This is a genomic window from Enterococcus malodoratus (assembly GCF_027659535.1).
Lineage (GTDB): Bacteria > Bacillota > Bacilli > Lactobacillales > Enterococcaceae > Enterococcus_A > Enterococcus_A malodoratus.
Genome location: NZ_JAQDPG010000002.1, coordinates 352,278 through 370,584, shown reverse-complemented (window position 1 = coordinate 370,584; position 18,307 = coordinate 352,278). Strand labels below are relative to the sequence as shown.

At 42.4% G+C, this 18,307-nt stretch carries 14 protein-coding genes; 11 read left to right on the top strand and 3 right to left on the bottom strand.

Annotation, left to right across the window (positions count from 1 at the left end):
* Positions 1-9 precede the first annotated feature (9 nt).
* The 9 genes from PGP85_RS05150 (at position 10) to nifJ (ending at position 12,950) form a co-directional block, all read left to right on the top strand.
* Positions 10-615 (top strand): helix-hairpin-helix domain-containing protein, encoded by a 606-nt coding sequence (locus tag PGP85_RS05150; protein ID WP_010739106.1) that lies wholly within the window; start codon positions 10-12, stop codon positions 613-615.
* A 231-nt stretch (positions 616-846) separates the two neighbouring features.
* Positions 847-2,052, top strand: coding sequence for an MFS transporter (locus PGP85_RS05145; RefSeq protein ID WP_270326414.1), 1,206 nt, complete (start codon positions 847-849; stop codon positions 2,050-2,052).
* A gap of 315 nt (positions 2,053-2,367) precedes the next feature.
* Entirely contained in the window at positions 2,368-2,859 is a 492-nt protein-coding gene (locus PGP85_RS05140) for a ComE operon protein 2 (RefSeq protein WP_010739108.1), read from the top strand.
* 17 nt (positions 2,860-2,876) lie between these two features.
* Positions 2,877-5,084 (top strand): DNA internalization-related competence protein ComEC/Rec2, encoded by a 2,208-nt coding sequence (locus PGP85_RS05135; RefSeq protein ID WP_010739109.1) that lies wholly within the window; start codon positions 2,877-2,879, stop codon positions 5,082-5,084.
* A 125-nt stretch (positions 5,085-5,209) separates the two neighbouring features.
* Entirely contained in the window at positions 5,210-6,238 is a 1,029-nt protein-coding gene (gene holA / locus PGP85_RS05130; protein WP_010739110.1) for a DNA polymerase III subunit delta, read from the top strand.
* A 452-nt stretch (positions 6,239-6,690) separates the two neighbouring features.
* On the top strand, positions 6,691-7,140 hold the full coding sequence (locus PGP85_RS05125; RefSeq protein ID WP_010739111.1) for a flavodoxin: 450 nt from the start codon (positions 6,691-6,693) through the stop codon (positions 7,138-7,140).
* A gap of 29 nt (positions 7,141-7,169) precedes the next feature.
* A complete protein-coding gene (locus PGP85_RS05120; RefSeq protein WP_034708569.1) occupies positions 7,170-8,006 on the top strand; it encodes a sulfide/dihydroorotate dehydrogenase-like FAD/NAD-binding protein in 837 nt (278 codons plus the stop codon).
* Positions 7,999-9,408, top strand: a complete 1,410-nt coding sequence (gltA, locus tag PGP85_RS05115) for an NADPH-dependent glutamate synthase (protein ID WP_270326411.1) — start codon at positions 7,999-8,001, stop codon at positions 9,406-9,408. The genes PGP85_RS05120 and gltA overlap by 8 nt, the downstream gene beginning before the upstream one ends.
* An 11-nt stretch (positions 9,409-9,419) precedes the next feature.
* Positions 9,420-12,950, top strand: a complete 3,531-nt coding sequence (gene nifJ, locus PGP85_RS05110) for a pyruvate:ferredoxin (flavodoxin) oxidoreductase (protein ID WP_010739114.1) — start codon at positions 9,420-9,422, stop codon at positions 12,948-12,950.
* Between the two features lie 94 nt (positions 12,951-13,044).
* Here nifJ and rpsT read toward each other — a convergent pair whose 3' ends face one another.
* Positions 13,045-13,299 carry a 30S ribosomal protein S20 gene (rpsT, locus tag PGP85_RS05105; protein WP_090403355.1) on the bottom strand — a complete coding sequence of 85 codons (255 nt, stop codon included), beginning with the start codon at positions 13,297-13,299 and terminating at the stop codon, positions 13,045-13,047.
* Between the two features lie 227 nt (positions 13,300-13,526).
* Here rpsT and PGP85_RS05100 point away from each other — a divergent pair, with 227 nt between their 5' ends.
* Both PGP85_RS05100 and PGP85_RS05095 read left to right on the top strand, forming a co-directional pair.
* On the top strand, positions 13,527-14,540 hold the full coding sequence (locus PGP85_RS05100) for an inorganic phosphate transporter (RefSeq protein ID WP_034708572.1): 1,014 nt from the start codon (positions 13,527-13,529) through the stop codon (positions 14,538-14,540).
* A 15-nt stretch (positions 14,541-14,555) separates the two neighbouring features.
* Positions 14,556-15,179, top strand: coding sequence for a DUF47 domain-containing protein (locus PGP85_RS05095; RefSeq protein ID WP_090403353.1), 624 nt, complete (start codon positions 14,556-14,558; stop codon positions 15,177-15,179).
* A gap of 34 nt (positions 15,180-15,213) precedes the next feature.
* Here PGP85_RS05095 and PGP85_RS05090 read toward each other — a convergent pair whose 3' ends face one another.
* On the bottom strand, positions 15,214-17,097 hold the full coding sequence (locus PGP85_RS05090; protein ID WP_270326407.1) for a heavy metal translocating P-type ATPase: 1,884 nt from the start codon (positions 17,095-17,097) through the stop codon (positions 15,214-15,216).
* Positions 17,098-17,421: 324 nt separating this feature from the next.
* A complete protein-coding gene (locus PGP85_RS05085) occupies positions 17,422-18,255 on the bottom strand; it encodes an undecaprenyl-diphosphate phosphatase (protein ID WP_010739119.1) in 834 nt (277 codons plus the stop codon).
* Between the last annotated feature and the right edge of the window lie 52 nt (positions 18,256-18,307).

Sequence of the window (18,307 nt, the reverse complement as noted above, 5' to 3'; positions counted from 1 at the left end):
GAGGCCGTTATGAAAGAGTACTTAAAGAAATATCCCTATTTGCTTGCGATACCAGTGATTTTGGCAGCCGCTGCCTGCTTCTTTTTGCTCAGAGAACCTGAGAAACCAGCAGCAGATCCTATGCTTTTTTCTACCCAAAGCAGCGTTCAAGTAACCAAAGAATCCAGTCAGCAAGAATGGTATGTTGATGTCAAAGGAGCCGTCAAAAAAACAGGAATGTATCGTATTACACAGGGGATGCGCCTAATGGATGCGATTGATCTGGCTGGCGGTTTTACGGAGGAAGCGGATCAGAATCAAGTCAATTTTTCTAAATTACTGACCGATCAGGAAATTATCTATGTGCCAAAAGCTGGTGAGGAAATCCCAGCGATCAACGAAACAGCACAACAGCCGGCGGGAACGACGTCCTCAGGATCAGACAAAAAAATCAATATCAACACGGCAGATGCCAATCAGCTGCAGGAGCTATCCGGTATCGGGGAAAAGAAGGCCGCAGACATTATCAAATATCGTGAAGAAAATGGCAGCTTCACCGCGGTAGAGGATCTGACGAAGGTATCCGGCATTGGTGAAAAGACGCTTGAAAATCTGAAGGAGTCGATTACAATATAAGAAAGAACTAAATTGACTCGAGTAGTTTGCGTGTGATTCCTTTTTTCTCGGCATAAATATAAAACGCTTACTTTCGAAGCATTAGTGAATAAAGACCGACGCATATTTAACAATAAGGAGCTGAGTACACATGAAAATGATTCGATTACCTTGTTAAAACAAAACTAGAAATAGGGTTCGAGGATCTCCCAAAAATATTGTTTGCTTAAGAACAAAAGGGAGGTTCTAAAAGTGGAAACATTTAATGTAAAGATATTGTATTGCTACAAATTCATGAGCCACTGCTTGCCAATTTATGCTTTTTATACACTCTTGTTCCTCGAGAGGAATATGAATCTATCCGCAATTGCCGTTCTCATTTCACTGTGGAGCGCGTTCAGCATATTGTTCGAAATTCCATCCGGTGTTTTGGCCGATCGGTGGAATCGAAGAAATATGCTGGTTGTTGCGGCACTTGTAGAAGGAGCTTGCTTTTTTATCTGGTCCTTTTCCGATTCATTTGCTTTGTTTGCCCTCGGATTTTTCTTTTGGGCGATCGGCAACGCATTTGTTTCTGGTACCGAGGAAAGCTTGATTTATGACAATTTAAAAAGTGATGGCCGTGAAGACCAATTCAGCACAGTCTATGGTCGGAGCCGTTTTTTTGCAAATATTGGAAATTTAGTCGGGATCGCCGCAAGCGGTGTGCTGGTCACCTTCATCAGTATAGAAAAAATCTCGCTGCTTTCAGCGGGGATTTGTTTGTTCAACGCCGTGCTTGCTTCAAGGCTAAGAGAGAGAAATTATTATGCAAGTCAGTTGAATAAAACAGCGATTGCCGTTCAACGAACAGCTAAAGATGCGATACAACTGTTCCGAGAGAACCAAAGCTCTTTGTTGATACTTGCTTTTTTAATCTTATTCGCCAGCCTCGTAACCTATTTGGATGAGTTCGATGCATTGGTTGTCAATGATTTTAAGGTAGATACGTATTGGGTCAGTGTATTTTTGACCATGCGGTTCATTTTTATTTCCATTGGTGATTTATTGGCGCCAATAATAGACAGAAAATGGCAATCCTTTAAGCTGGTGTTTCTTTTGTATGGTCTTGGAGGAATTTTCTTAGCAGTGTTTTCTGCTCTTTGGCGGCCTTATGCAATTGCTGTTTTCGGCTTGGCGATGATGGTGATGTCGATTTCTGAATTGCTGTTTATCAAGTCTTTGCAGGAAGCTGTCGAAGACGAGGGAAGAGCAACCGTCATGTCCTTTTATGGAGCGGGACAAAATGTAATAATGATTTTCTTTAGTTTGATCTATGGTCTTTTGACAAGATTAGTAACTATCCAAACGGCTTATCTGCTCTTTTCTGTTTATGCCATGGTTGGAGCAGCGGTCTTTTTCCTAGTTTTCAGTTTGATCAAAAAAACAGCAGTGGCTAAGGGGAAACAAAACGATTAATCTTTAATAGGTAGGAAAAAGTGATGACTTATGGATGAGTCATCACTTTTTTGTGCCCCTTTGATTGACCAAAGGTTTTAACTGGAAAAAAGCACTCGTTCTAAATTGCGTAATTTATTTTAAACAGCAGAATAGAATGCACAAGCTATCGGTAAAAAGAAAGCCGCAGATATCATCAACTACCGCGAAGAGAAATGGCAGTTTTCTTCGCGTTGAGGGATTTGATGAAAGTATCAGCGATCAGCGAAAAAGACGCTTGAAAATTTGAAGCACTCGATTACAATATAAGAAAGATCGAAAGTGAGGACGAACAATTTGACGACTGAAAGAATACCTTGGGATCAATATTTCATGGCGCAAGCCGTTTTACTATCATTAAGAAGCACGTGTACTCGCTTGGAAGTAGGCGCGACAATCGTGCGAGATAAACGGATTATCGCTGGCGGCTATAACGGCTCCGTCAGCGGGGATGTACACTGTATGGATGATGGCTGCTACATTGTCGATGGACACTGTCTGCGGACGATCCATGCGGAAATGAATGCCATTTTACAATGTGCTAAATTGGGCATCGCCACTGACCAAGCGGAAGTTTACGTGACTCATTTTCCTTGTTTGGCCTGTACGAAAGCTTTGCTGCAGGCGGGGATCAAAAAGATTCACTATTTGAAAGATTATCGCAATGATCCTTACGCGATCGAGCTGATCAACCAAGTTGGCGCCAGTGCTCATCAGGTTCACTTGGAGAGTAAATACTTCAGCAAACTGCAATTAGGAGAAGATGCTGCCACATCACCAAAAGGATAGCGGCTGTTCGGAATTATTTGGTTTTACCGATTTTGGCTGCGATTCTATTTGCGAGCCTGATTTATCAGTTCAATCTATGGCTGCTTGTTTTATTGAGTATTTTAATGATTCGAATCCTCTGCATGAAAAACCGTAAGCTGTTAGGGCTGGTTTTTTTGTGCAGTCTTTTTATTGGTTTACGAACGTATTATTATGTCAACCAATTGGATAATACCGCAAAAATTTTCACCCATCAATTAGTCAAGGTTCAGTCTGACTCGGTAAAAGTTGACGGGAATTTCTTAAAGCTGATTGGAAAAATTAAAGGCAAGAAATATTTAGTGTACTATTCGTTGAAATCACCAGAGGAAAAAAAACGATGGACCTGCAGAGAACTGCCGAATGTACTATTAATCGATGGCGAGTCAGAAGCATTTGACAGTGCCAGAAATTTGAACGGCTTTGATGAAAAGAAGTATTATCAAAGTCTCGGCATTAGTCAGATCATCCAAGTCGAGTCTTTAAAACCATCAAGACAAAAGCAGCTGACATTAAGCGGCTTGCGCCAACAATTAATCTGGCGGATTGATCAGCAGTATTCCCAACGTTTAGCCAGTTACATTAAAGCGTTAGTGATTGGATATAAGGATACACAGTTCGCTGAATATACTGCACCGTTTAAAACAACGGGACTGCTTCATTTATTTACTCTATCCGGACTTCATATTCAGTTTTATTTGGGCGGCTTGCATTTATTGCTGAAAAGAGGGAGGCTGATCCGAGAATCGCGTTTAGCCATCTTGAGTGCGGTTGGTCTTTGTCTGATTTTTTTGACTGGCGGCAGCTTCAGTACGATCAGAGCTGTTTTGAGCTTCTTGATTGCTTTTGCCTGTTTAACTTTTGACATTTCACTTTCTAAACTCGACCAATGGAGTCTCATGTTGTTTCTATTGGTCTCTTGTTTTCCGTTGGTATTTTGGTCTATTGGTGCTCAATTGAGTCTTTATTTTTCTTTGCTGCTGCTGTATCTCAGCGATGCACGGCTCAAGACTTGGCAGCAAATCCTCCTGTTTTCGATTCTCTCACTGCCAATGCTGATTTATAGCTTCAGCGAGTGGACGATTATTGGCGGGTTATTTACCTTGCTGCTGTTTCCAATTTTCGAGTGGGTGATTCTGCCAGGCTGTTTATTGCTCTTCCTAGGCTGCTTTTTACCAATGCCGTCTTTTTTCAGTCTGCTATTAGATACCTCATTTCAGCTGCTGGAAAGATTTCTAGCCTTTGCTGCTTTTCCTAATCTGATCATCGGTCGACCGACATTTCTAATTATGCTGGCTTTGTTGTTTTTGGTCTTTTCAATGATTGATCATCTGAAATATCGGCAAAAATTTTATTGGCAGCTGGCAGCAGCTATCTTACTATTGGTTTCCATTTCTTTTTCCGCTAATGGGATGGTGGCCTTTGTAGATGTCGGCCAAGGGGATAGTATTTTTATCAAATTACCGTTTAAGCAGGAAACGTTTCTAATCGATACCGGTGGCCGGTTGAAGTTCAAGCAGAAGAAATGGCAGGCGCGTCAACAAAAGCAGCCTTCTGATTATAATCTTCTGCCGTTTTTGAAATCGCTCGGGTGCAGTCGCATTGATCATTTGCTGATCACGCATAATGACGCCGATCATATGGGCGAGCTGGTCCATGTGCTCGATGAGATCAAGGTTAAGCATCTTTATTTAGCAAAGGGCTCGCAGATGGAAATAAGAAACCTGCTAGAACCAATAAGAGGAACGACGATTCATCTAGTGAAGACAGGAGATACGATCGGCGAACATTTAAGGCTGCGGGTATTGTCGCCAGAAGCAAGTCAAGGTGAAAACAACGATTCACTAGTTGCTTATTTTTCACTGAATCAGCAACGTTTCTTATTAACTGGAGATTTGGAAATTGCCGGTGAAGAAAAACTGATTGAAAATTATCCGCAGCTCAAAACCGATTTTCTAAAAATCGGACATCACGGCAGCAACACCTCAACTGGGGAAGAACTGCTGAAAAAGACAGAGCCTAAATATGCCATTATCTCAGCTGGAAAAAACAATCGTTATGGTCATCCGACAGAGGAGACATTGGCCAAATTGAAGAAGCGTCAAATCAAGGTATTTCGGACCGATCAGCAAGGAATGATCTACTATCAATGGTCTGTCCTGACGAATCGAGGAGAAATCAAACTCTTAATAGATTTTCTCGATTAATCGTGGTAGCATGAATAGTCAGGGTGCCGATTGCTCCTTACGTGAGCAACTTATTTTCCAAAGGCGCTGAAACACTAACAGATGAACCTAAAAATATTTTTTAATAGTGAAGTAGGAGTAATGACATGAATACACAAGAAGCCCTTCAGCAAATTAGAACTGCGCCATTGAAGTCTGTCTATCTTGTTACCGGAACAGAAGATTATTTAGTTCAGGAAATTCGGCAGGCTTTTTTAGATCGAATGAAAAAGGATGACTTAGAAGAATTAAATTTCATGTCTTTCGATATGGAGGAAAACGGCTTAGGTGCCGTGATCGATGAAGCAGAAACTTTACCGTTTTTCGGTGATTATCGACTGATTTTTGTCGAAAATCCTTACTTTTTAACCGGTGAGAAAAAAAGCAATGTCCCAGATCAAGATGTTGATGGTTTAGTCGACTATTTGAAGCAGCCGTTAGATACCTCAATTTTGGTTTTCTGGGCAAATTATCCGAAACTTGATGCTCGGAAAAAAATCACCAAAGCTTTGAAAAAGACGGCGGTGATTGAAGCAGCCCCGCTGCAGGAACGCGACCTGCGCAATTTCTTACAGCGTTATATCAGTAATGAGAATGTGAAAATCTCAAAAGAAGCTTTTGATTTATTCCTGCGTTTGACAGACTTCGATCTTTCAAAAGCGATGAATGAAATCGAAAAATTATTACTGCTGGCTGGCGAAGGCGGAACGATCACGCTTCAACTGGTTCAAGATCTTGTTCCTAAAACGCTGGAGCATAATATTTTTGAGTTGACGGAGCAGATTTTGAAGGGCGACACAGAGAAGGCTTATCAAACGTATGAAGAGCTGCATTTACAAGGCGAAGAGACGATTAAATTGACGGCCATCTTAATCGGACAGATCCGTTTGCTGCTGCAAACGAAATTACTGCAAAAAAATGGCTATCAGCAGGCCAATATTGCGGAAACATTGGGTGTCCATCCTTATCGGGTAAAATTAGCGATGCAGCAGGTGGCTAAGTTCCCGTTGAATCTATTGGTCTCAATGTATGATGAATTGGTTGAAAACGATTATGAGGTAAAAACAGGACAGGCCGACAAAGAGATGAACTTCCAATTGTTCATCTTGAAGACAACCGAAAAAATTAAAAAATAAGAAGAAAATAGAATCGAATGATCTATTGCTCACTCTTATGAAAGAATCGACAGACAAATTATTTTGTCCTGTCGATTCTTTTTTTGTTCATTATAAAGTCGATCCATGCTTTTTTTGGTAAAAAATGCAACGAATCGGCTTGTGATAAGTGAAGGAAATAAAAAAACACCGATAACTAGTCATTTATCGAAAAAATAGAATAAAAATCTCTCAGCAATGTTTAATAATTCACATTTTTAAGGTATGATTAAACAAAGGTGGCAAATACCTAAAGCGAAGCCGCAGAAGGGATTCACTGAGAATTAATCTCAATTAGCCTGCGGGATTTGGAGCAGTTCATGTAAGATTGGATCTGTTTAAAAATTTATCTTTCCAGACGATAATAGTCAGCTTGTTCTGACTTTATATATGCACCACAAATGTATAAACCTATAAAAGAAAGGATGAATGAAATGACATTAGCAAAAATCGTTTATGCAACGAACACAGGAAACACAGAAGGAATCTCAGAAATTCTGGAGGATGCTTTTGAAGATATCGGCGTTGATGTTGAACGCGTGGATGCGGACGACGCAGAAGCGGATTTTTATGAAGATGCGGACATCTGTGTCCTAGCTACTTATACTGATGGAGACGGTGAACTGCCTTTTGACTTAGAAGACTTGCATGAGGAATTACCAGATGAAGATTTATCAGGAAAAATCTATGGCGTAGTAGGAAGCGGAGATAGCGAACTATATCCAGATTATTTCTGTCATGCGGCAGTTGCTTTCGATGAAGCCTTCGCGAAGACCGGGGCTAAAAAGGCAGCGGAAACTGTGAAGATCGAAAACGAAGCTGATGACGAGGATGAAGAAGTATTGAAAGCATTTGTGAAAGCTTTGGTAGAAGCAGCGGAGTAAGAATCACATTGGAAGAATGGGGTGAGAATTTGTTTAAAGTATTAGAACGCAAGGAGTTGGCACCAACTGAGTACGAAATTTTAGTTGATGCTCCACGAATTGCCAAGAAAGCACAACCGGGGCAGTTTGTGATCTTGCGAATCGACGAACAGGGTGAGCGGATTCCGCTGACGGTCGTTGATACAGACAAAGAAGCGGGTTGGGTACGCTTAATCTTTCAAGTGATCGGCAAATCGACAGCCCAGCTCGCTACAGTCATGGCTGGTGAAGCCTTGATGGATATTGTTGGACCGCTTGGTAAGGCGACCGATATTGAAAATTATGGTACCGTTCTCTTGGTTGGCGGCGGTGTTGGGATCGCAGCATTGTTCCCAATCGTCAAAGGACTAAAAGAAGCAGGAAATCATGTGATCACGATTCTTGGTGCAAAAAATGCCGAGTTGTTGATTCTGCAGGACGAGTGTGCGGAATATTCAGATGAGTTGATTTTGATGACTGACGATGGGTCAGTTGGGCAAAAAGGGCTCGTGACTCAAGCAATGGAAGAAGTCTTCCAGCGCGAGGAGATTTCAATGGCTTGGGCGATCGGTCCAAGTATCATGATGAAATTTTGTACATTGACTGCGCAAAAGTATGATGTACCGATTTATGTGTCATTAAATCCGATCATGATCGACGGCACAGGAATGTGCGGCGGTTGTCGGGTGACAGTGGCGGATTCGATTAAGTTCGCCTGTGTTGACGGGCCGGAATTTTTAGGCGAAGAAGTCGATTGGGATGAATTTGTCAATCGAATGCAGCAATATCGTCCAGAAGAAATGATGGCAAACGATAGATATGAAAAGCAGGTGAGTTCGAATGGCTAAACGCAGTTACACAAAAACACCAATGAGAGAACAATCACCTGAGATCCGAAACCAAAACTTTGATGAAGTTGCTTTAGGCTATTCATTAGAAGAAGGACAACTGGAAGCTAGCCGCTGTTTACAGTGTAAAAATGCGCCTTGTATTACGAATTGTCCAGTAATGATCGATATCCCTGGTTTTATTAAGGCTATTGAAGATGCAGATATGCCGCTGGCTTATGAAATTTTGAGTCGTTATACGAACCTGCCGGCAATTTGCGGGCGTGTTTGTCCACAGGAAAAACAATGCGAAATGGTCTGCCGTTTGGGCCGTTCGAAGAAGTTTGAATCTGTAGCGATTGGGAAATTGGAACGGCTAGTCGCTGATTGGGCGTTGGAACAACCAGTTGAATACAAAGAAGTTTCTGGTGATAAAGGACGCGTCGCAGTGATCGGTTCTGGACCTTCCGGGCTAACAGCAGCCGGTGATTTAGCGAAATTAGGCTATGATGTCACTGTTTATGAAGCGTTACATGCTCCAGGCGGTGTATTAACTTACGGAATTCCTGAGTTTCGTCTGCCAAAAAGTACTGTGAAGCAGGAAATTGAGCGAATCGTGGCTCAAGGAGTAAAAATCGAAACCAATGTGGTTGTCGGAAAAACGATCACGATGGATGAGATCATCACCGATTTTGACGCCTGCTATTTATCTGTCGGCGCAGGGGCACCTAGATTCCAAGGGATTAAAGGGACGTCATTAAATGGTGTCTACTCGTCTAGTGAGTATTTAACACGGGTTAATTTGATGCACGGCTATCAGTTCCCGCAATATGATACGCCAGTTCAAAAATCGAAAAATGTCGTGGTCATCGGCGGCGGGAACGTTGCGATGGATGCGGCACGATCCGCGAAACGTTTAGGCGCGGAAAAAGTATCAATCGTTTATCGACGTTCGCTGGAGGAATTGCCAGCGCGTGAAGAAGAATATCATCATTCAGTCGAAGAAGGAATCGAATACCATTGGTTGACGAATCCAGTCGAATACATAAATGATGGCTCAGGACGTCTATCAGCCGTTAAATGTGTTCAAATGGAATTGGGCGAGCCTGATGATTCTGGTCGTCGTCGGCCAATCGTGATTCCTGGCAGCGAGTTCGTTATTGAGGCAGATACAGCGATTGAAGCAATTGGTCAAGGGGCCAACAAAGTTCTATTAGATACATTCCCTGAACTAGCACTGAATAAATGGGGCTACATCGACGCAGATGAGGAAACCTGCGCGACTTCAATTCCGGGTGTTTTTGCCGGCGGAGATATCGTGACGGGGGCAGCAACAGTTATCTTAGCGATGGGTGCTGGAAAAATCGCAGCAAATGAAATTGATCAATATATTCAAAAGACAAAGCAGGAGCAGTTGGTTTAAGCGAGGTGCAAATGATGAAAACGATGAAAACAATGGATGGAAACACTGCGGCAGCGCATATCTCTTACGCGTTTACTGAAGTAGCAGGGATCTATCCGATCACTCCTAGTTCAACGATGGCGGAAGTCGTTGACGAGTGGGCAGAACAAGGTCGTAAAAACATTTTTAATGAAACAGTCAAAGTAGTTGAGATGCAATCAGAAGCAGGCGCCGCTGGAACAGTTCACGGTTCGTTAAAAACCGGGGTATTAACCACGACTTATACAGCTTCGCAAGGTTTATTATTGATGATTCCAAATATGTTCAAAATTGCTGGTGAGTTGCTGCCAACCGTTTTCCACGTAGCGGCACGTGCAGTATCAACAAACGCCTTAAGTATTTTCGGTGATCACAGTGATGTCATGGCTGCCCGTCAAACAGGTTTTTGTATGTTGGCTGAAGGCGGCGTTCAAGAAGTAATGGATCTATCAGCGGTAGCTCACTTGGCGAGTATCGAAGGCAAGTTGCCGTTCATGAATTTCTTTGATGGCTTCAGAACGAGTCATGAGCTGCAAAAAATCGAAGTTATTGATTACGAAGATTTGAAAGCAATGATGAACTGGGAAGCTTTAGCTGATTTTAGAAAGTTAGGAATGAACCCTAATCGTCCTAATGTATCAGGGACAGCACAAAATCCCGATATTCATTTCCAACAAAGAGAAACAGTCAATCGCTACTATGACGAAATGCCTGCGATTGTGCAGAAATACATGAATAAGATCAATGAGCTGCGCGGTACGAATTATGATCTGACCAATTACTACGGCGATCCAGAGGCGACAGAAGTAATTATCGCGATGGGCTCTGCTTCACCAACAATTCAGCAAACAGTAGATTATTTAAATCAAAACGGGCGCAAAGTCGGCTTCCTAGATATTCACTTGTACCGTCCATTCCCAGCAGAAAACTTGTTGGAAAAATTGCCTGCAACAGTTGAAAAAGTTGCGGTGTTAGACCGTACGAAGGAACCTGGATCTGACGGCGAACCATTGCTGCTGGATGTACAAAGTGTTCTCTATCGTCATACGAATCGTCCAATCGTGATCGGCGGACGTTACGGTATTGCATCAAAAGATGTGACACCAGACCAAATCGTAGCCGTATTTGATCACCTATTAGTACCAGCGGCAGATATGAAGCAGCGCTTTACGGTCGGCATCAAGGATGATGTAACGAATCTATCCCTGCCAATGAGCGATGTGTTAGATTTGACGCCAAAATCGACTTTCCAGGCAAAATTCTGGGGACTCGGTTCAGATGGTACAGTCGGAGCCAACAAACAAGCCATCAAAATTATTGGGAACAACACGGATTATTATGCGCAAGCCTATTTCTCTTATGATTCGAAGAAATCTGGCGGTTTGACAAATTCTCATTTGCGTTTCGGGAAAGAACCGATTCTTTCGACCTACAATGTTGAAGCAGCAGACTTTGTCGGTTGTCATAACAGTGCGTACATCCACCAATATGACCTAGTAAAAGGCTTGAAAGACGGCGGAACCTTCTTGCTCAACACTGTTTGGGATGAAGAAAAAGTCAAGAAACTATTGCCAGGCCGGATCAAACGTTATCTAGCTGAGCATGATATTAATTTCTATATTATCAACGCGATGGAAATCGCTCAAAAGACTGGACTAGGCGGCCGAATCAACCAAGTAATGTCGACAGCGTTCTTTGAATTGACCGATATCATGGATCATGACACTTACTTGCCACTGCTTAAAGCAGAGGTAGATGCGGCATACGGGAAGAAATCCAGAACAATCGTTGAACGAAATTGCGAAGCGATTGATGCAACGGTTGCTGAATTGAGAAAAGTTGAGATTCCAGCTGAATGGGCAGAGATCGAAGTTCGTCCGCAGGTTAACGGTGAAGACCAAAATAAACCAGCGTACATTCGCAATATTTTAGAACCGATCAATCGTCAAGAAGGCAATCAGCTTTCTGTTAATGACTTGATTGAAAATGGAATGCTAGGCGGCGTGATGCCTTCTGGTACCGCGGCTTATGAGAAACGCGGAATCGCTTTGGAAGTCCCTGAATGGATTCCTGAAGCGTGTACGATGTGTAATGAATGTGCCTTTGTTTGTCCGCATGCGGCAATTCGGCCATTCCTTGCGGATGAAGCAGAGATGGAGGCCGCTCCTGAAGGATTTATCACACGGGATATGCGCGGAAAAGACGGCTTCAAGTATCGCATCCAAGTGTCGTTGGAAGATTGTACAGGCTGCGGACTTTGTGTAGAAGCTTGTCCAGCGAAAGAAAAAGCGTTAGTTATGAAGTCATATGAGGACCAAAGAGATCAAGCTGTGAACTGGGCTTTTGCAATGACCTTACGTCAAAAAGAAAATCCAGCGAAGAAATTCTCAGTCAAGGGTTCGCAATTCGAACAACCATTGTTAGAGTTCTCTGGAGCCTGCGGCGGTTGCGGCGAAACACCTTACGTGAAACTTTTGACACAGCTTTATGGAGATCGCATGATGGTGGCTAACACCACCGGCTGTTCTTCAATTTGGGGCGGTTCTGCACCAGCGACTCCGTATACAGTCAACAAGGATGGACGGGGACCGGCGTGGAGTAATTCACTCTTTGAGGATAATGCTGAATATGGTTTGGGCATGCACGTAGCGAATGAAACTAAACGGAATCGTGTCGCAAACAAAGTTGAAGCAGCTTTGGACAAAGGTATCGGTTCTGAGGATACAAGAGCACAGTTGCAAGACTGGCTAGACCATATCTTAGAAGGCGAAGGCAGTCAGCAGCGAGCTGCTAAACTGGGAGCAACGCTGAGCGAGGAAACAGACGAGGCTTTGCAATCAATTTTAGCCGACAAAGATATGTTTGTGAAACCAAGTCAATGGATCATCGGTGGCGATGGCTGGGCTTATGATATCGGCTTTAGCGGAATCGATCACGTTTTAGCTTCAGGTGAAGACGTGAATATTCTGGTAATGGATAATGAAGTTTATGCCAATACAGGCGGTCAAATGTCGAAAGCAACGCCATCAGCGGCGATTGCGAAATTCGCGGCCGGCGGTAAGAAGACGAAGAAAAAGGATCTAGGAATGATTGCGATGACTTACCGGGACGTATATGTTGCGCAAGTCGCAATTGAAGCGAATCCGACACAAGCATTGAAAGCGATCCAAGAAGCGGAAGCTTACCCTGGGCCATCATTGATTATCGGCTATACTCCATGTATCAATCATGGTATTCGCGGCGGCATGAGTCAATCAATCGAGGAATCGAAGAAAGCTGTAGAGTCTGGTTATTGGCCGCTTTATCGCTTCGATCCTGTTCGAGCGCAAAAGGGCAAAGACCCAATGCGAATCGACTTCAAGAAAACGGACTTCAGTAAAATGAATGCATTCCTTGAAGGACAAACACGTTTTTCTGCTTTACACAACATCAAAAAAGATGATGAGCTGGTAGAAGAAATGCTGAACCAGACGGTAGAGGATATGGAAGAACGTGCAAAAAGCTATACAGAATTAACGAAATAATCGGTAATAACAAATAGCGTTGGTAGAATCATCTACCAACGCTATTGTTTTAACTATGGACAAATAAAAAAACCGATCAAATGATCGGTTTTTATTATTTAGCTAATTTTTTAGCAAGACGTGCTTTATCACGGTTTGCTTTGTTTTTGTGAATCAAACCTTTTGATTCAGCCATATCGATCGCTTTAGCAGCTTCGTTGTAAAGTTCGTTCATATTTTCAGCGCCAGCAGCTGCCGCTTCTTCAAATTTCTTAACAGTAGTACGCATTGCGCTCATTTGTGATGAGTTTTTAGCGTTAGCAACTTCGCTAGTGCGAACACGTTTGATTGCAGATTCAATGTTTGGCATGGATTTCACCTCCGAATTCAGTCTTATACGGTTATAGCCGTACAATTCAACATTACTCATTATACATAAAGCCGCTTTTCAATGCAATAAAATCGTGACAAGTTTTTTTCCTTAACAGAAATTAAGAAAAAATAAGTGGAAAAAAGAGACAAATCTTGATTTTTAAGGACTGAATGGATTCGGTATGCTATCATAACTTTGGAAATAAAAAAAATGGTGGTGCAGCAATGAGTATTGCATTAGTTGTAACGATAACATTAGTAATGGGTGTTGTTTTTGTTAATGGTTGGACAGATGCGCCAAACGCAATTGCCACAGCTGTCTCAACACGGGTATTGAAACCAAATGTCGCAATTTGGATGGCGGTTGCAATGAACTTCTTAGGTGCCCTTGTGATGACGTACTTTAATTCACAGGTTGCGGAGACGATTAGTAATATCGTGACTTTTGAAGGAGCGGGGAATGCCGCACAAGTTGCGCTGGCGGCGTCTTTATTTGCGATTGTTGTCTGGGCGGTGGCCGCTTGGTATTTCGGGATTCCCACAAGCGAATCTCATGCACTGATTGCCGGATTGACTGGATCAGCTATGGCGATGGGCGGATTGGAAGCGGTTAGCGGTGCAGAGTGGACCAAGGTTATTGTAGGGTTGATTGTTTCAACAATGATGGGATTCGGCGGCGGATGGCTGGTCACGAAGCTTATTACGATTATTTTTCAGGACGTCTCCAGACGGATCGCCAATCATGTATTTACTATCGGTCAGGCAATCAGCGCCGCAATGAATGCCTTTTTGCACGGTGCGCAAGATGGACAAAAATTCATGGGGGTCTTCATGTTAGGCCTTTTCTATAATAATCTGGCGGAGAAAACTGGTAACGGTTTTGTTATTCCTTTATGGGTAATGGTTCTTTGTTCATTGACGATGGGCTTAGGAACTTCCGTTGGTGGAATGAAGATCATAAAGTCTGTCGGAATGGATATGGTAAAACTGGAACGGTATCAAGGCTTCGCGGCGGATTTAAGTGCCGCAATCTGCCTCTTCCTAGCGTCGGTTTTCGGTGTTCCAGTTTCTACAACACATACTAAAACAACTGCGATCATGGGCGCAGGAGCCGCTAGACGCGCTTCCAGCGTTGATTGGAGCATTGTAAAAGAAATGATTAGCGCATGGCTGTTGACCTTTCCTGGTTGCGGAGCCATCGCATTTGTTATGACGAAGTTTTTTGTCGCAATCTTTTAAGAAGGGGATCAAAACATGGCTAGAAAAAAACAATTCGATTATTTCGGCAGAATGGAACAAATGGCACAATACGCGTCTGAATCGGCAACATTATTACTAGATTTAATCACGAATTACTCGACTGAAAAATTTATTGATAAATCTGAAAAAATCCATCGTTTGGAGGATGAAGGGGACCGTATTCTGAAAGAAATTATGACGGAACTTTATGATGCCTTTATTACACCGATTGATCGAGAAGACATTATCTTGATTACGAACCGGTTAGATGACATTTTAGATGAATTAAACGCGACTACCTATTTGTTTGAAAACTTACTGGTTTACACGATTCGGCCAAATACGGATCAATTTCTTCAATTAGTTGTGACAGCTACTTCCGATGTGGTTCAAGCAACAAAAGAGTTTGCAAAGTTCAAACATTCAAAGGTGCTAAAACAATATATTGAGCAGGTAGGTAAAACGGAGTCAGAAGCTGATAAGTTATACAGCTCATTGGTGAAGGATCTTTTCGCAAACGAGAAGGATCCGATCGAAGTCATCAAATGGCGGGATATTTATAATCACCTTGAGAAGATTACTGATGCTTGTGAAGCCGCCGCCGATATCATCGAAGGTTTAGTAATCAAAAATTCATAGCAAAAAAAGGTAGAATCTAAAGATTCTACCTTTTTTAATGCGCCGCCTTATAAAGCGGGCAAGTTGTACATTTTGTTTCATCAAGATTGACCAGCTCTTTTAATGGCAGCAACATCCGCAAGCCGTTTAGAATGACCAAAATGGTGCTTCCTTCATGACCTACAACGCCTAGCGGCAAAGTCAAGAATTGCAGGAAGTTGCTCGCAATCAGCAACACGATCACACCTAAAGAAAAAATGATATTTTGACGAACGATTTTCTTCATTTTTTTTGCTAATCGGTGACTGTACATCAGTTTAGTCAGATCATTTTTCATCAAGACCATATCAGAAACTTCCATCGCCACATCTGTTCCTTCACCCATAGCGATTCCAACACTGGCAGTTGCTAAAGCAGGTGCATCATTGATGCCGTCGCCGACCATGGCGTTAATCATATAGTCTTTTTGCTGCTGCTTTACAAAATCCGTTTTATCGGCAGGAAGACAGCCGCCGTGATAATCGTTTAAACCAAGTTGTTGGGCTACGTAACTTGCGGCACCAGCATTATCTCCTGTAAGCATCACGGTTTGAACCTCTTGTTCTTGGAAGTACGCGATGACTTCTTTCGTATAAGGCTTAGGTAAATCCATTAGGGCAAGTAAAGCAATCAGTTCCTGATTTCGGCTAAGCACAACCACGGTCTTTCCTTCTTCGTGCCATTGTTCGATCAATGGGTGCTGCTGTTTCTCAGTGGGCTTGCCAAGCTGCCAGGTTTGACCAAGATAGGTTGTTTCTAACCCAAAGCCGGCTTTTTCTTCTACTTGGAGAGTCAAAGCCTCTTCATCTTTGAAGAAGTTCGTGATCGCAACCGCTAATGGATGCGTAGACTGTCTTTCCATTGAGAAGAACAGCTGCGGAATGATCGGATCATCAGAAAAAGTCTTATAATCGGTCACGCGCGGTTTTCCTTGGGTCAAGGTTCCGGTTTTATCAAACGAGATTGCCCGAAGGTCGGCCAGCTTTTCTAGCGTTTTGCCAGATTTGAATAGAATTCCTTTTTTGGCACCGTTGGAAATTGCCGCTAAGGTTGCAGGTGTAGCAGATGCAACTAAGGCACAAGGGGAGGCAACGACCAATAGAACCATTCCGCGATAAAAGCTTTCAGTAAAGCTCCAGCCCAATAAAAAGTGAGTGAATACGATCATTAGAGGAACCGCCAGCAATACAATTTTGACATAAACATTTTCGATTTTTTCAATAAAGGTTGCTGTAGCACTTTGTTCGTTTTGAGCATTTTCAACTAAACGCAAAATTTGTGCGAACAACGTATTGTTGCTCGTCTTGGTTACTTCTAGGGTGAATGCCTGTCCCAAATTGATCGTTCCGCCAAAAGCTTCATCGTGGATGTCTTTTTCAACAGGCACTGACTCGCCAGAGATCGCTGACTCATCAATTGAGGACGCCTCCAGCATACGGCCATCGATCGGAACGGCCTTTCCTTTTGGAACAAAAACCAAATCCCCCAATTTTAATTTCTCAACAGGGACGGTAATGTGTTTGCCATCAACGATTTTTAAGGCGTCATTTGGCGCTACATTCATTAAAGCGGTGATTTCTTTTGTGCTTTTGTTGGTTGCATATTCTTCGAGGGCCCCGCTTAAGCAGAAAATAAAGGTCAGCATCGCACCTTCGAACCAATTGCCGATCAAACAGGCGCCGATTGCGGCAAGAGCCATTAATAAATCGACGTTTAGTGTGCGATCTTTTAGCAACTCACTAACACCTTCATAGGTTTGTTTCCAACCGCCGCTAACGATGGCTAAGATGAAAAAGAGGGGATAGGCAGGATGAGAAAAACTCATGAAAACTTTGCCTGCAATTAATAACAATAGACAGAAAAGGGTAGATAGAAAAGCATTGCGCTCTTTCTTACTCATAACTTTTCCTCCTTTCTCAAGATAAAGATAGTCATTTTTGAACCATTGCTCGTGTCAAAACGAGGTTCTTTCGAAAAAACAAGGCAAAATATCATTGGTTCTCTTTCACCATCATAGTAACATAGAAATCACAGTAAATGATAATGAAATTAGCTAATTGAGAACGAAAGTAATTATCAATTAGAACTGAGAATGACTATCATTAGCAGATAACAAAGGAATCGTTGATTTTAAAGCGAATATTAAAGTTATTTCTGTTTATTTTTTAATTATAATAATTATCATCAAAATAAAAAGACCTGCAAAAAATGCAGGTCTTACAGTTTACATAGCGATCAGCCAGTAACCGATCAGAATAATACCTAAAACGATTCGATACCAGCCGAAGGCAGTGAAATCATTCCGTTTGATATAGTCTAACAAGAACTTGATAGCAACGATCGAAACAACAAATGCAGTAACCATTCCGACTAGCAGAACAATAATTTCCGATGCACCAAAGGTATTGCCGTTCATTAGAAATTTAACGATCTTCAATCCGCTGGCACCAAACATGACCGGAATACCAAGGAAGAATGAAAATTCTGTCGCCACAAAACGTGAGCTGCCGATAATGATTGCACCTAGAATTGTCGCGCCGGAGCGTGAAGTACCTGGAATCAATGAAAGCAGCTGGAAAGCTCCGACAATCAAAGCGGCCTTGTAAGTAAAGTCATTTAAGTTTGTACATTTCGGTGTCTTAGTTTTGTTATGTCGTTCAACTACGATAAACGCGATCCCGTAAACGATCAGCATAATCGCTACCGGCAGGAACTTATGGAAGTGAGCCTCCAAAAAATCATCTAAGGGCAAGCCGATTACTGCTGCAGGTAAACAAGCAATAATGACCTTGAACCACAACGTCCATGTATCTTGTCTTTCTTTATGCGATTTACTAGGGGCGAAGGGGTTCAGTTTGGTAAAGTACAGAACTACTACCGCGAGAATCGCTCCTAATTGAATCACTACATTGAACATTTCAATAAAAGCAGGGCTCATATTTATTTTGATAAATTCATCTGCTAAGATCAAATGACCCGTGGATGAAATCGGCAACCACTCGGTGATTCCTTCTACGATCCCAAGAATAATTGCTTTAAAAATATTTGCAATAAGCATAGTGTACGTCCTTTCAGGTTAATAACATAAAATAGTATACCGTTTCCCTAAT